The organism is Kitasatospora sp. NPDC029367 (genome assembly GCF_055569135.1).
The window spans coordinates 17,614-31,813 of sequence record NZ_JBVHYH010000049.1 but is presented as its reverse complement, the minus strand read 5'-3'; the positions used below and the strand labels follow the sequence as shown (position 1 = coordinate 31,813).

General features: G+C 75.0%; 12 protein-coding genes and 1 riboswitch. Of the genes, 1 reads left to right on the top strand and 11 read right to left on the bottom strand.

The genetic code is table 11. The features are described from left to right. Positions 1-69: 69 nt before the first annotated feature. From ACZ4W5_RS24605 to ACZ4W5_RS24555, 11 genes are all read right to left on the bottom strand, one after another. Complete coding sequence (locus tag ACZ4W5_RS24605) at positions 70-1,179, bottom strand: cytochrome P450 family protein (RefSeq protein ID WP_360237931.1); 1,110 nt, start codon at positions 1,177-1,179, stop codon at positions 70-72. Next, complete coding sequence (locus ACZ4W5_RS24600) at positions 1,164-2,720, bottom strand: cytochrome P450 (protein WP_465656920.1); 1,557 nt, start codon at positions 2,718-2,720, stop codon at positions 1,164-1,166. The genes ACZ4W5_RS24605 and ACZ4W5_RS24600 overlap by 16 nt, the downstream gene beginning before the upstream one ends. Then, positions 2,717-3,343: a GTP-binding protein gene (locus ACZ4W5_RS24595; RefSeq protein WP_360237935.1), complete on the bottom strand. Its 627-nt coding sequence runs from the start codon at positions 3,341-3,343 to the stop codon at positions 2,717-2,719. The genes ACZ4W5_RS24600 and ACZ4W5_RS24595 overlap by 4 nt, the downstream gene beginning before the upstream one ends. After that, the gene (locus tag ACZ4W5_RS24590) at positions 3,321-3,686 is read right to left on the bottom strand and encodes a DUF742 domain-containing protein (RefSeq protein ID WP_360237937.1); all 366 of its coding nucleotides are present in this window, start codon (positions 3,684-3,686) and stop codon (positions 3,321-3,323) included. The genes ACZ4W5_RS24595 and ACZ4W5_RS24590 overlap by 23 nt, the downstream gene beginning before the upstream one ends. Continuing rightward, a complete protein-coding gene (locus ACZ4W5_RS24585; protein ID WP_402487351.1) occupies positions 3,683-4,096 on the bottom strand; it encodes a roadblock/LC7 domain-containing protein in 414 nt (137 codons plus the stop codon). Before ACZ4W5_RS24585 ends, ACZ4W5_RS24590 begins: the two co-directional genes overlap by 4 nt. Positions 4,097-4,172: 76 nt before the next feature. Next, entirely contained in the window at positions 4,173-5,399 is a 1,227-nt protein-coding gene (locus ACZ4W5_RS24580) for a sensor histidine kinase (protein ID WP_402487397.1), read from the bottom strand. A gap of 308 nt (positions 5,400-5,707) precedes the next feature. Next, complete coding sequence (locus tag ACZ4W5_RS24575; RefSeq protein WP_465656918.1) at positions 5,708-8,053, bottom strand: SpoIIE family protein phosphatase; 2,346 nt, start codon at positions 8,051-8,053, stop codon at positions 5,708-5,710. 53 nt (positions 8,054-8,106) lie between these two features. Continuing rightward, a complete protein-coding gene (locus tag ACZ4W5_RS24570; RefSeq protein ID WP_465656916.1) occupies positions 8,107-9,219 on the bottom strand; it encodes a PP2C family protein-serine/threonine phosphatase in 1,113 nt (370 codons plus the stop codon). Between the two features lie 1,829 nt (positions 9,220-11,048). Further along, on the bottom strand, positions 11,049-11,627 hold the full coding sequence (locus ACZ4W5_RS24565) for a TetR/AcrR family transcriptional regulator (protein WP_465656914.1): 579 nt from the start codon (positions 11,625-11,627) through the stop codon (positions 11,049-11,051). A 29-nt stretch (positions 11,628-11,656) separates the two neighbouring features. Further along, positions 11,657-12,481 carry an alpha/beta fold hydrolase gene (locus ACZ4W5_RS24560; protein ID WP_465656912.1) on the bottom strand — a complete coding sequence of 275 codons (825 nt, stop codon included), beginning with the start codon at positions 12,479-12,481 and terminating at the stop codon, positions 11,657-11,659. 102 nt (positions 12,482-12,583) lie between these two features. After that, complete coding sequence (locus tag ACZ4W5_RS24555; RefSeq protein ID WP_465656910.1) at positions 12,584-12,874, bottom strand: YiaA/YiaB family inner membrane protein; 291 nt, start codon at positions 12,872-12,874, stop codon at positions 12,584-12,586. Between the two features lie 196 nt (positions 12,875-13,070). Next, a riboswitch (cyclic di-AMP (ydaO/yuaA leader) is annotated at positions 13,071-13,229 on the top strand. 12 nt (positions 13,230-13,241) lie between these two features. On the opposite strand from ACZ4W5_RS24555, the gene ACZ4W5_RS24550 reads away from it, so the two are divergent. Further along, complete coding sequence (locus tag ACZ4W5_RS24550; RefSeq protein WP_360237951.1) at positions 13,242-14,108, top strand: M23 family metallopeptidase; 867 nt, start codon at positions 13,242-13,244, stop codon at positions 14,106-14,108. Positions 14,109-14,200 lie beyond the last annotated feature (92 nt).

The following is a 14,200-nucleotide window of genomic DNA, read 5'->3' as shown; positions in this document are numbered from 1 at the left end:
CCCCCGCCGCCGGGTCCGCCCCCGGATCGCGCACCCGTCCTGCCGGTCACACTTCCGCCCCTCGGGCCGTCACCCTGCTGCCGCTCCCGCCCCTCCGGCCGTCACCCGCAGCGTCCGCACGCTGTTGCTCACGAACGAGCCGATCGGCTCCGGCCGTTCGCCCTCCGCCAGGGCCAGCGCCGGGAACCGCGCGAACAGGTGCCGCAGCGCCGTCTCCGCCTCCAGCCGGGCCAGCCCCGAGCCGAGGCAGAAGTGCGGGCCGTGCCCGAGCGAGAGGTGCCGGGCGGGCTGCCGGGTGAGGTCGAAGCGGTCGGCGTCCGGGTAGTGCCCGGCGTCGCGCCCGGCCGCGGCGTACGAGGCGAGCAGGGCCTCGCCGCGGCGGATCACCACGTCGCCGACCTCGATGTCCTCGCTCGCGTAGCGCAGCGGGAACTGGCCGACCGGCGAGTCGTACCGCAGCGTCTCCTCCACCACCGCGGACCACGGCTGCGCGCCGTCCAGCACCAGTCGCAGCTGGTCGGGGTGGGCGAGCAGGGCCCGGACCGCGTTGGTGATCAGGTTGAGCGTGGTCTCGTGCCCGGCCACCAGCATCAGCAGCAGGGTGCCGACGAGTTCGGCCTCGCTGAGCCCGTCCCCGGCCTCGCGGACGGCGATCAGGTCGGTGGTGAGGTCGTCCCCGGGCCGGGCCCGCTTGGCGGCGACCACCGAGGCCAGCAGCGCGTTGAGGTCCCGCTGGGCGGCGAGCGCCGCCTCGGGGGTGGCCGAGCTGGAGACCAGGGTGTCGGAGAGGTGGTGCAGTTCGTCCTGCTGCTCCGCCGCGAGACCGAGGAGTTCGCCGATCACCTGCATCGGCAGCGGGTAGGCGAAGTGCTCGCGCAGGTCGAACTCGCCCTCCAGCTCGGCGACCCGGTCGAGCAGTGCGACGGTCCGGGCCTCGATCGCGGGGGCCAAGGCGGCTATTCGGCGCGGGGTGAAGGCCTGGCTGACCAGTCCGCGCAGCCGCTTGTGGTCCTCGCCGTCGGCGGTGATCATGCCGGGCACCGCGACGAAGTTGAGCAGCGGCCAGCCGTAGGGCAGCCGGCCCTCCCGGAAGAGGGTCCACAGCCGGGGGTTCTTGCCGACCCGGGGGTCGGCGAGCAGCGCCTGGAGGGTGTCGTGGTGGGTTACCGCCCAGACCACCACCCCGCCAGGGAGCTCCACCAGGACGGCCGGGCCGGCTGCCCGGAGCCGGGCGTTCTCGCCGTGCTGGTCGCGTCCGTAGGGGTCGAGCCGGACGGGCTCGGGGCGGGGGCCGCGGGGGTCGTCGGCGGTGTCCATGCGGGCCTCTCGGGGGCTGGCGGGCGGGGCGGGGTGAAGGCGCTGTAGAGCACCGGAAGGGCGACCAGGGCCCGTGACCAGGGGGACGGACGCCAGGACAACTCGCCCGGCGGTACGGCCAGTTGGAGGTCCGGAAGGCGGTGCAGCAGGGTCTCGATCGCGGTCTCGACGATGATCCGGGCCGGGTGCTGGGCCGGGCAGACGTGCCGGCCCGCACCCCAGGCGAGGTGGGCTCGGTTGCCGCCGAGCGAGCCCTGGGCGGCGGAGGAGGCGCCCTGGGCGGCCGGGTCGGCGTTGGCCGCGGCCAGGCCGAGCACCAGCATGTCGCCCTTGCTGATGTACTGGCCGCCGAGGACGGTGTCGCCGGTGGCCCACCGGCCGGGGAAGTTCTGGGTCGGCGGGTCGCGCCAGAGCACCTCCTCCAGCGCGTCGGAGACGGTCAGCCGCCCGCCGGTCAGGGTGGCCCGGAAACGGCGGTCGGTGAGCAGCAGCCGCAGCGTGTTGCCGATCCAGTTGATGCAGGTCTCGTTGCCCGCGACCATCAGCACCACCAGGTGGTGCACCGCCTCCTCGTCGGTCAGCGCGGCCGGGTGGGCGAGCAGCCAGGAGGTGAGGTCGGCGCTCGGGGCGGTACGGCGATGCCGGACCAGTTCGGTCAGGGTGTTCTGGAACTCCCCGGCGGCGCGCACCGATTCGGGCCCGCTGTCGACGAAGTGGCTGATCAGCTCGATCATCCGGGGCCCGCTGCCGGGGGGCAGGCCGACCAGCTGGGTGGAGACCAGCAGCGGCAGGGCGCGGGCGTACTGGCCGATCAGGTCGGCGGTGCCGTCCGGGCCCCAGCTGTCGATCAGCCCGTCGGCGGCGGCCTCGGTGGTCTCCCGCAGCTGCCGGTGGTCGATCTGGGCCAGGGTGTCCGAGACGGCGGCGCGCAGCCGCTGGTGCTCGGCGCCGTCCAGGTTGAGCAGGGTGGGCCGCCAGGCGGTCATCGGCTGCAGCCGGGAGTCGGCGGCCAGCCGGCCCTCGGCGGGCACCCGCCACTGCCGCGAGTCCTTGGAGAACAGCGCCTCGTTGCGGGTGAGTTCGAGCAGTTCGGCGTAGCCGAGGACGAGCCAGGCCTCCACCCCGGGCTCCAGCTCGATCGGCGCGACCGGGCCGTGGCGCTCGCGCAGCCGGGCGTACAGGCCGTGCGGGTCGTCGGCGACGGCCTGCCCGTGCAGCGGGGTGAGCGGGACGCCGACCGGCAGCCCGGCACCGGGCGGGGCACCGTACGGGGCTCCGGTCCCGTACCCGCCGGCGACGCCGTACGCGCCACCGGCACCGTACGGGCCGCCGGTGCCCTGCGGCCCGCCGGCGCCGTGCGCGACCGGGCAGCCCGAGGACCGCGGGGGCTCGGGGGCGGTCACGGCTGGAGCTCCAGCAGCGAGCTGCGGTGCAGGTGGTCGACGAAGTCGATCAGCAGGTCGTAGGACTGCCGCCGGTCCCGGGCGTCGCAGTACAGGATCGGCACCTCGGGCAGCACGTCCAGCGCGGAGCGCAGCTCCTCCTCCGGGTAACTCGGCGTGTCCGGGAAGGTGTTGACGGCCACCGCGAAGGGGATGCGCTGTTCCTCCAGCCGGCCGAGCACGTCGAAGGCCTCGTCCGGCCGGCGCAGGTCGACCATCGCGATGGCGCCGAGCGCGCCGCGCGACAGGTCGTCCCACAGCGGCCAGAAGCGCTGCTGCCCCGGCGTACCGAACAGGTACAGCGCGAGCCGGGAGTTGAGCGTGATCCGGCCGAAGTCCAGCGCGACCGTGGTGGTGGTCTTGCCGCTGCGCCCGGTGAGGTCGTCCACGCCGCTGCTGGCGGCGGTCATGGTCTCCTCGGTGCGCAGCGGGGTGATCTCGCTGAGCGAGCCGACCAGGGTGGTCTTGCCGACCCCGAACGGGCCGGTGACCAGGATCTTCACCGCGCCCTGCACCGTGGACGGCAGGTACTGCGGTCCGGCCGGCGCGTCGGTGGGGGCTTCAGCGGAGTTGGCGGAGGCCAACGAGCACCTCTTCCAGGAGGGTTGTGGGCAGGCGTTCGGCCTGCGGGACGGGCGGGAGCACCTGCACGGCGCCGAGGTCCCAGAGGTCGCCGACCAGCACCTTGACGACGCCGAGCGGCAGCCCCAGGTGGGCCGCCACCTCGGCGACGGACAGCAGGCTGTGGCAGAGCCCGAGGATGCGCCGGTGCTCCCGGTTGAGCAGGGCGTGCTCGGGCAGTTCCGGGGGATCGGCCGGCCCTAACGGTCCGGGCAGGGCGCTGACCAGGCTCTCGATCGCCAGGTCGGCGCGGGTGGGGCGGCTGCGCCCACCGGTGATGACGTAGGGCCGGACCGGCCCGTTCACCGGTGGCCCCCCGCCGCGTGATCAACGCGCGGCGGGCTGGTGAGGTGGGCGCCGATCCGCTCGACCAGGACCTGCATCTGGTACGCGACCAGCCCGGCGTCGACCGCCTCGCTGGTGACCACGGCCAGGTGGGCGCCGGCCCCGGCGGCGACGATGAACAGGTAGCCGCCGCCGTACTCGATGATGATCTGGCGGGTGGCGCTGCCGGGGCCGCCGAAGCCCGTCGCGACGCCGCGGGCCAGCGACTGGAGCCCGGAGCAGGCGGCGGCGAGCCGTTCGGCGTCCTCCCGGGCGATGTCGGCGCTGCGGCCGATCTCCAGGCCGTCGTTGGAGACGACGACGGCGTGTTGGACCTGGGGGACGGCGATGATGTCGGCGAGCAGCCAGCCGAGATCGGGGGTGGTGGTCATGGAACTCTCCGGGGCGATGGGGAAGTCGGGGGAGCGGGGCGGGTTCAGTGCGGGGCGGGTCCAGAGCGGGCCGGGTTCAGTGCGGGCCGGGCGGGCCCTGGGCCCGGGTGCGGGCCGCCGACCGGCCGCTGGCCGTCCCGGCCTGGAACATCGCCATGAACGCCTGGGCGTCCCGGGCCGAGCGGTACGGCGGCTCGGGCGGGGGCGGGGGAGCGGCGTGCTGGGCGGGTCGGTTCGCGCGGTCGCGCCGGTGGCTCCGGCGGGGCAGCGGCGGAGGGGAGTCGGGCGCCGGGGCCCGGCCGGCGGGCGGGGTCTCCACCAGCGGGTGGGCGGCGCCGGGGTGGTCGGGGCCGACGGCCGGGCGGGGGTCGGGGGTGAACGCCCGGTCGTCCGGCCCGAGTCCGGGCACGGTGGGCGGCAGCGGCTCGGTGAGCAGGGCGTTCGGCAGCAGTACGACCACCCGCACGCCGCCGTACGGGGAGGGCGCCGAGCTGAGGGTGACCCGGAACCCGTAGCTCTCGGCGAGCCGGCCGACGGCGGCCAGCCCCAGCTGCGGTACCTCGCCGAGCCGGGAGACCTCCAGGCTGCTGCCCCCGGCGAGGGCGGCGGCGGCCTTGGCGACGGCCTGTTCCGGCATGCCGACGCCGCCGTCGTCGATCTCGATGACCGCGCCGTTGTGCACCGGCATCAGGGTGACGAACACCTGGGTGCTGGGCGGGGAGTAGCGGGTCGCGTTGTCCAGCAGTTCGGCGATGGCGTGGATCAGCGCCTCGGCGGCGGCGCCGACCACCGCGGTCTCGATCCGGCTGCGGACGACCACCCGCTGGAACGGCAGGATCCGCGACTGGGCGCCGCGCACCACGTCCTCCAGCGACACCGGCTCCGGCCAGTGCCGCCCGGCCCGGGCGCCGCACAGCACGGCCAGGGTCTGGGCCAGCCGGGCCTGTTGGGCGGCGGCGTGGTCGGCCTTGAGCAGGCCCTCCAGCAGCGCCGGGTCGTCGTGGGTGCGCTCCATCTCGTCGAGCAGGGCCTGCTGGTCGTGGGCCATGACGAGGATCCGGCGGGCGACGCTGAGGAAGGCCCGCTGGCTGGAGGCGGTGAGTTCCTGCTCCTGCTGGACGGCGGCCAGGTCGGCGCCCCGGCGGGAGAGTTCGGCGGTCAGCTGCTCCTCGAGCCGGGCGAGTTCGCCCGCCAGCCGGTCGGCCCGGCCGCGCTGGGTGACGGACACGGCGCGGTACCGCGCGGCGGCCACGAGGGCGAGGACGGCGAGCACGCCGGTAGCCGTTGCGCACCACTGAGTCATCGTCACGCCGCGAATTCTAGGGCGATGATCCTACGAAGGTGTGAACGGATCTCGCCATGTGACCGGATCTCGTCAATATCGAGTCAATACGCCGCCGTTCCGGCGTCGTTCGACCCCGACCGCGGGGCCCTGACAAGCCGTCTGATCGTTCGTCCAGGGTCTTTTGACCTCCCTCGACGTGACGCGTGGTGGCCGGTTCGGGTCCCGGGATGTGTGGGGCCGGTGTGCACGGTGTCGCCGAACCGGCGGCATCCGGTGCAGGAGCGCGCGGTCGGGCGTCGGGCGGCATCCGGTGCAGGAGCGCGCGGTCAGGCGTCGGGCGGCATCCGGTGCAGGAGCAGCAGCGCCACGTCGTCCGGCCGGGAGCGGCGCTCGGTCACGTTCAGGGTGAGCAGGTCGGCCAGCTGCTCCAGCGCGGGGGCCGCGCCGATCCGCTCCGGGCCGGTCCGCCGGGCCCACAGCTCCAGCCCGCCGATCATCCGGTGCACCGACTCGTCGTAGTCCTCCTCGCGGTCCTCGACCAGCCCGTCCGTGTAGGCCAGCAGGGTCTCGCCGCCCGCCAGCCGGGCGGTGGCCAGCGGGTACGGCTGCCCCGGGTCCACGCCCAGCGGCGGGCCGCCCGGCAGCTCCAGCTCGACGGCCGTGCCGTCGGCGGCGATCCGCACCGGCGCCGGGTGCCCGGCCCGGGCCGCGGTCAGGCCGCCGTCGGCCGGGTCCAGGGTCAGGTAGAGGCAGGTCGCGAACAGCTCGGTGTCCAGCTCGGACAGCAGCCGGCTGGTCCGGGCCAGGGTCGCCGCCGGGTCGTGCCCGTCCGTGGCGTACGCCCGCAGGCCGCTGCGCAGCTGGCCCATCACGGCGGTCGCCTCGGCGTTGTGGCCCTGCACGTCGCCGATCACCAGCCCGATCCGGCCGTCCGGCAGTTTCAGCAGGTCGTACCAGTCGCCGCCGATCTGCATGCCCTCGGTGCTGGGCAGGTAGCGGGCGGCGCTGGCGATCCCCGGCAGCCGGGGCAGGGTGCGCGGGAGCATCGCGCGCTGCAGCTCGCCGGCCCGGTGGTGGTGGGTGTCGTACAGCCGGGCCCGCTCCAGGGACTGCGCGAGGATGCCGGCGAAGGTCGAGTACAGGGTGCGGTCCGCGCGGCTGAACACGCGCTCGGTGGCGAAGGTGATCAGGCAGGAGCCGACCTGCCGGCCGGAGGCGACCAGCGGCAGCACCGCCCAGGCCGCCGGGGCGTCGGCCCCCACCGGCCCGGCGCCGGGTTCGCTGAACAGCGGGGCCGAGCGGGCCGGCGGCGAGGGCTGCCTCACCTGCTCGGAGACGGTCTGCTCGGAGATCGCGTGCTCTGAGCGGACCTGGCCGGGGCGGACCTGGTCGGAGCTGACCTGCTCGGAGCGGACCTGCTCGGAGAGGTCCGCCAGCCGGGTCAGCTCGGCCCGGCGTGGTCCGCCGTACCCGGTGTGCGAGACCGGCAGCAGCCGGCCCTCGTCCACCAGGTCCAGCACGATGCCGGCGGCGCCGAGGGCCGGACGGGCCACGTCGGTGACGGCGGCGGTGACGTCCCGGACGGTCACCGCCCGGGACAGCGCCCGGGTCAGCGACAGCAGCAGCGCCGTCCTGGCCCCGGCCGGGTCGTGCGGCGGCTCGGCGTCCCGGGCCCGGCGGTGCTCCACGTCGGCGAGCAGCCCGGCCATCCGCACCGGACGGCCGTGCACGTCCAGCATCACCTCGCCGGACTCCTCGACCCGCGCGACCTTCCCGCCACGGCGCAGCAGCCGGTAGCCGATCCGGTAGCGGCCGCCGCTCGCCAGCGCCTCCGCCAGGGCCGCCTGCACGTCCGGAAGGTCCTCGGGGTGGACGATCCGCTCCAGCTCCGGGGCGGCCCCGTCCGGCTCGACGGGCCGGCCGGCCACCGCGAAGGCGGCCGCGTCCCAGTAGCTCTCCCCGGTGACCAGGTCGCGCTCGAAGGCGCCGTGCCCGGCGGCCCGCACCGCCAGCGACAGCAGCGGGCGGGCCGGGGCGGCGTCCGGCGCGGGCGGGAGCACCTGCGCGGTGCGGTCGCCGGTGCGGTCGCCGGGGTGGTTTCCGGCGCGGTCGCCGGTGTGGTCGAGGGTGTGGTCCAGCAGGTGGTGCAGCCGGTGGGCGCAGGCCCCGGCGATCGTCTCCAGCACGTCCAGATCGCGCCCCGGGACGGTGCCCCGGTGCGCCAGGGCGAGGGCCAGCACGCCGATCGACCGCTCGTCCACCACCAGCGGCAGGCTGACCACGGCGACCAGCCCGGTGCCCAGCCCGGCGTTCCGGTTCGGGTAGTCGACGCTGGTGTGCTCCGGGCCGAGCAGGTACGGGCGGCGCAGCCGCAGCGCCATCGCGGCGGGCAGCTCGCCGGCCGGGTCGACCAGGCCGTAGCGCTCGTGCGCCCAGTCCGGCAGCCCGTGCGAGGCGGTCAGCCGGAGCATCCCGGCGGGGTCCAGCAGGTACAGCGCGGAGCCTTCGCCGGTGATCCAGTTCGGGCCCTCGGCGAGGACGGTGCCGAGCAGCTCGGCGGCGCTGGTGCAGCCGAGCAGCAGGCGCACGCAGCGCATCGGGCTGCGGGTGGCCGGGCTGCGGGCGGCCGGGCTGCCGGCCGGCGTCCGGCTCTCGTCCTCGGGGGTGGGCACTAAATCTTCATACCCCATTTCCATAGCCGCGGGCGGAGTCCGGCCCGGGAGCCTCATCCGGTCGCGGCCGTGCCCAGCCGTCGCACCAGCACCAGCGTCCGGTCGTCCGCCACGTCCTGCGCCACCGTGCGCACCAGTCGCCCCGCCGCACCCCGTACCAGCTGCTGCTGCGTCCGGTGGGTGCGCACCTCCGGCTCGGCCGCCGCCAGCAGCCGGCCCACCCCCTCGTCCAGGTCCCGGCCCGGCACCTCCACCAGGCCGTCGCTGAACAGCAGCAGCGAATCCCCGTGCGCCAGCCGCCCCGGCACCCCCGGGTACGGCGCCCCCGGCACCAGCCCCAGCGCCGGACCGCCGTGCTCCGACGGCACCCAGCCCGACCGGCGGCAGAACCGCACCGGCGGCGGATGGCCCGCGTTGAACAGGCGGTAGCGGCCCGTCGCCGGGTGCAGCGCCAGGTGCACGGCCGTGGCGAAGTCGTCCTCCCAGCCCATCCGCACCAGGTGGTCGTTGGCCGCCGGCAGGAACGCCTCCGGCGGTACCCGGCCCAGCAGCATCGCGAACGCCCCCGACAGGTGCGTCGACCGGGCCGCCGCCCGGGTGCCCTTGCCCGACACGTCCACCAGCACCAGTTCCAGCAGGTCCTCCTCCGGCCGGTGGGCGCACAGCAGGAAGTCCCCGGAGAACGACGCGCCGCCCGCCGGGGCCAGCGCACTGTCGAAGTGCCAGTCCAGCAGCCGCTCCGGCAGCCGGGCCAGGGCCCGGTTGTGCTCCGCCAGCTCCAGCAGCATCGAATCGCCCTGGGTGCCGCGCAGCCCCAGCCGGTCCCGGAAGCGGTTCGCGGTCAGCACCGTCGCGCCTGTTGCCGCCACCACCACCGTCACCCCCAGCCGCACCCCGTGCGGGTCCTGCACCACCGCCCCCAGCAGAGCGCCCGTCAGCGCCGCGCCCACCAGCACCCGCAACTGCCCGCGCCGCAGCACCAACCCGCCACCCACCACCGGCAGCACCAGCGCCGACGGCGGCCACCCGTACGGCAACAGGACCGGCAACACCCCCAGCACCGCCGTCACCCCGAGCAGCACCCCCAGCGCCACCCGCCCGGCCCGGACGTCCCCGTCCAGCAACCGGCCGTACCACCGCCGCACCCTCGCTATCAGTGCGGGCACCCGGGACCTCCGCGAAGGCGTGGGCGGTCCCCTGTCATGACCACCAGTCAGCCCGGCCACACTAACCCCTCCCACCTCCCGCCCCGCAGCCCCTTCTCCCCCGCCCGGTCCGCCTGCCGCTGCGCCCCGCCCGTCCCCGCCAAGCCCGTTCCGGGCCCACGGTCACCAGAAGTCACCTCGCCCGACCTCTGGCGCGCGCCCGAGCCCCGGCCCCCCGCCGAAGCCCCGTGCTCCCCCCGCCGCTCCCGCGTAACAGGAAGTCGGCCCGCCCGACTTCCCGCGCACTTCCCGGCTTGCCCGCCCCCTCAGCACAGTGGCCGCCCGCCCGCGCCTGCCGCCCCGCAGCCCCTTCTTCTCCCCTGCCCGGTCTCCTTGCTGCTGCGCCCCGCCCGTCTCCGCCAAGCCCGTTCCGGACCTGCGGTCACCAAAAGTCGGCCCGCTCGACTTTTGGTGCGCGCCCGCGCCCCGTTCGCCGATGCTGCTGCGTTTCCTTGCTGCGTGTCCTCGCCCCGACGGTTCGGGGCAGGTGGCCCGCTGACGCCAGAAGTCGGCCCGCCCGACTTCTGGTGCGCGCCTGAGCCCCGTTCGCCCGCGCCGAGTAGGCGCCGCCCTCCGTCGTAGCCCCGTGCTCCCTCCGCCGTTTCCGCGTAACAGGAAGTCGGCCGGCCCGACTTCCTGGGCACTTCCCGGCTTGCCCGCCCGCCGACACCTGCCGCCCCGCAGCCCGTTCTCCTGTGCCCGGTCTGCGTGCTGCTGCGTTCCGGCCGTCTCCGGCAGGCCTGTTCTGGGCCTGCGGTCACCAGAAGTCGGCCCGCTCGACTTTTGGTGCGCGCCCGAGCCCCGTTCGCCGATGCTGCTGCGTTTCCTTGCTGCGTGTCCTCGCCCCGACGGTTCGGGGCAGGTGGCCCGCTGACGCCAGAAGTCGGCCCGCTCGACTTCTGGTGCGCGCCCGAGCCCCGGCCGTCCGCGCCGAGTAGGCGCCGCCCTCCGCCGTAGCCCCGTGCTTCCCTCCGCCGTTTCTGCGTAACAGGAAGTCGGCCGGGCCGACTTCTCGCGCGCAGCCCCCGCCCGTGGGAGGAGTCGGCCTCCTCGCGGAGGGGCCCGCCTGATCTCGTCGATCGGTGGGGCCGCACTCTTTCAATGGCCCGGCTACCTCTGCCGGAAGGTTTCTTCTCGGTCTGCCTCGCGCGAGAGGTCGATGGGGTCGACTTCTGGCGCGCTCACTGCCGCCGCCGCGTTTCTCTGCGGCCAGAGAGTCGCGGCCGGTCGCCTGGTGGCCTCTTTCCCACGGGGTGCTGCGCGAGAAGTCGGCCGGGCCGACTTCCTGGGCACTTCCCGGCTTGCCCGCCCGCCGACACCTGCCGCCCCGCAGCCCGTTCTCCTCTGCCTGGTCTGCGTGCTGCTGCGTTCCGGTCGTCACCGCCGGGCCCGTTCTGGCCTGCGGTCACCAGAAGTCGGTCCGCCCGACTTCTGACGCGCGCCCGAGCCCAGTAGGCGCCGCCACCCGCCGAGGCCCCGTAGCTCCGTGCTCCCTCCGCCGTTTCTGCGTATCAGGAAGTCGGCTGGGCCGACTTCCCTTGCAGAGGCGCCCGCCTGGTGGGGCCGCGCTTTTCCAGCGCCCCGGTTGCCCGCGCCGGAAGGCCCCTTCTCGGCCTGCCTCGCGCCAGAAGTCGATGGGGCCGACTTCTGGCGCACCCACCGGGCGCCCGGTGGCCCCTTTCTCACGGGGTGCTGCCCGGGTTTCGGCCGGGGGTCTCTGCGGTGGGGGCACCTCCCGGCCGAAGGCTGGGGGAGCGTCGCAGGCCCCGGCCTGAGCCGCGGGGCGCGTTCTAGGCGGTGGCCGTCCCGGGCCAGGTGTGGAGGGCGGTGGTGAGGGTGGTGATGAGGCGGTCGTGGGTGGTGGTGGGGTCCTCGGCGAGTTGGAAGGCGCCGGCGATGGAGAGGGAGGCGAAGCCGTGGGCGAGGGAGCGGACGGTGCGGGCGGCGTGGACGGCTTCGGGGCCGTCGAGGCCGTAGCCGCGGAGGACGGCGACGATGACGCCGACGAGCCGGGTGGCGGCGCGGGTGAGGTCGTCGTCGGGCTGAGGGGCCTGGGGGAGGGCGGCGTAGCGGTGGGGGTGTGCGGTGGCGTAGGCCTGGTAGGCGCGGAGGACGGCGGTGACGGCGTCGTCCCCGCTGCGGCCGACGGCGGCTTCCGCCAGCCGGTCGGCGAGCTCCTCGGTGACCCGGACAGCGATGAGGCGCCGCAACTCGCCGAGTCCGCCGCTGACGTGCTTGTACAGCGAGGGGGTGGCGACGCCGGCCCGGGTGGCGACGGAGGCGAGGGTGAGGGCTTCACCGCCCTGGTCGTCGATGAGGGCGAGGGCGTGCTCGACGACCTGGTCGGGGGTCAGTCCTACGCGGGGCATGGCTTCGTTCTCTCCGTACGGGCGGGGGTTCAGGCGAGTTCGGCGAGGAAGGGCAGCAGGGCGTCGGCGACGGCCTGCGGGTTGTCGGCCATCGGGTAGTGCCCGGACCCTTCGATCATCACCTTGCGGGCGCCGAGCTTCTCGGCCTGGAGGTCGGCGACGGCCTCGGGCTTCGGGAAGTCGGGGTCCTTGCTGCCCATGAGGACGAGGGCCGGGCAGCGGACGGCCGCGCACCAGCCGACGGGTGCGGAGTCGCCGGTGACGTGGCCGCGGGTGGCGGTCCGCCGGCCGGGGGTGCGCAGGGCGGCGACGAGCCCGTCGACGTAGCCGTCGAGGTCGGCGGGGCGGGGGCCGGGGTAGGCCATCTTGCGCAGGTAGAAGCCCCAGATGCCGGGCCACCGGACCATGGCGGCGCCCATGACGACCATGACGCCCCGCATGAGGGCGTTGGCCCGGTGTTCAACGAAGGCGTCGATCAGGGCGATCCCGGCGACCCGCTGGGGTGCGTCGCCGGCGACCTTGACGACCGTCGCCCCGGTGTAGGACTGCCCGACCAGGACGGCCCGTTCGATGCCGAGGTGGTCGAGCAGGGCGAGGACGTCGGTGGCGATGGCGGCGGGCCCGTAGTCGTCCCAGACGATCGAGGAGTCGCCGAAGCCGCGCAGGTCCATGGTGACGACCCGGTGGCCGGCGGCGGTGAGCAGCGGGTGCAGGTGCCGGTAGGCGTGGCGGGAGTCGAGCATCCCGGGGAGGAGGACGACGGGGGTGCCGTCGCCCTGCCGGGTGTCGTCGTACGCGAGGCGGCCGCCGGGGACGTCGAGGAACTGGGTGCTCGGGGTGCTGGTGCCGTTCATGGTGGGCCTCCGCCGGCTCGCTCGTTTCTGCCTGTAGCCAAAAAGCTAAGGCTAATAGCCTTAGCCGTCAAGCGTCCGGCCGACGACGAGGGCGCTTCCGGTTCACGCCCCCTCGACCCGGAAGGGGTCGTGCTCGCTGAGCAGCTTCTCCAGCCGGGCCTGGTCGACCCGGGCGACGGTGTCCAAGGACTCCTGCCGGTCCCGGATCACCTTGGCCAGCGTGAACGAGGAGGTGACGGTGTAGAGGAGGCCGATCGCGAGGAAGGCCCGGGTCCAGCCGCCCACCGGCAGGTAGGCGATCCCGGCGGCGAGGGCGGTGCCGGAGAGGGCGAAGGAGAGGACGGCCTGGACGTAGTACGCGGCCGTGGTCCGTGACTGCATCGGTGCGCTCATGGCGCCAGGATGCGATGGGGCGGCCGGGTCGCACATGAGTAGGAGTACTCAGATGGGCCCGGTGGCTGAGGGGTCGTTCGTTGACGTCCGATCACCTGTTCCACAGTGGCCCCGGGCGGATGGCTTGGAATCAGGGCGTCCTAGGATTAACGTTTGATAACGCAGCGCGGTCGTCAACGCCGTACCCAGACGGCACCGTGCGCCGTCGCCTAATCCCGCCGACCGGCCTCCGGGCAGGTCAGGGAGCCGGGGAACCACGTTCCTTGGGGTGAATCGGCGGGGCTCCGGCCCGGCCGTAGGAGACCTTCCTGCTCCGAACCCGTCAGCTAACCCGGTAGGCGCGAAGGAAGGAAAGGAGCGCGCCTCCGTGGCGTCGACGCACACCCCGGCACACCCGGCCGGCCCCGCAGCCGGTACCCAGCTCCTCGACCACCCCGGCCCGCACGGCGCCGAGCCCCGCGACGGCGGGTCCGCCGGACCGGCCGAGCCGTTCGCCCCGGAGGCCGAGGCCAACCGCCACCGGATGCCGCGTCAGACCCGCGGGGCCTCCCCGCTGCTCGGCGTCACCGCCGTCGCCGCGACCCTGGGCGCCACCGGCTTCGCCTCCGCGACCCCGGCCGCCGCACCCGCCGTCGAGGCCCCGGACGAGACGCCCGTCGCCCTGGCCGCCGACCCCGGCCTCGCGCTCGCCGCCCGGATCCAGCAGCAGGCCGACAGCCAGCGCACCGCCGCCGAGGAGGGCGCCCGGGTCCAGGCCGCCCAGGAGGCCGAGGCCAAGGCCGCCGCCAAGGAGGCGGAGGCCAAGCGCGCCGCCGAGGAGGCCGAGCGGGCCAAGGCCGCCGCCCTCACCCTGCCGGTGAAGGACTACAACCTCTCCGCCCACTACGGCCAGAGCGCCCGCTACTGGGCCCATCTGCACACCGGCCTGGACTTCGCCGCCGACACCGGCACCGCGGTCTACGCCGTCGGCCAGGGCACCGTCACCTCGGCCGGCTGGTCCGGCTCGTACGGCTACCGGATCGTCGAGACCCTGCCCGACGGCACCGAGATCTGGTACTGCCACCTCTCCTCGATCATCAAGGGCTCCGGCAAGGTCACCGCCGGCCAGCAGATCGGCAAGGTCGGCGCGACCGGCAACGTCACCGGCCCGCACCTGCACCTGGAGGTCCGCCCCGGCGGCGGCGCCCCGGTCGACCCGGAGACCTGGCTCCAGCAGCGCGGCCTCACCCCGTAGGACCGATGACGTGGGGGGGGGGGGGGGGGGGGGGGGGGGGGGGGGGGGGGGGGCGGTGGGCGGTTGTTTCTGTGCTGTTTTTTTCTTTTTTT

Excerpts from the sequence above, each read along its gene's own strand:
- ACZ4W5_RS24580 (WP_402487397.1), bottom strand. The coding sequence starts at position 5,399 with ATGACTCAGTGGTGCGCAACGGCTACCGGCGTGCTCGCCGTCCTCGCC.
- ACZ4W5_RS24560 (WP_465656912.1), bottom strand. The coding sequence starts at position 12,481 with ATGAACGGCACCAGCACCCCGAGCACCCAGTTCCTCGACGTCCCCGGC.
- ACZ4W5_RS24555 (WP_465656910.1), bottom strand. The coding sequence starts at position 12,874 with ATGAGCGCACCGATGCAGTCACGGACCACGGCCGCGTACTACGTCCAG.
- ACZ4W5_RS24585 (WP_402487351.1), bottom strand. The coding sequence starts at position 4,096 with ATGACCACCACCCCCGATCTCGGCTGGCTGCTCGCCGACATCATCGCC.
- ACZ4W5_RS24565 (WP_465656914.1), bottom strand. The coding sequence starts at position 11,627 with ATGCCCCGCGTAGGACTGACCCCCGACCAGGTCGTCGAGCACGCCCTC.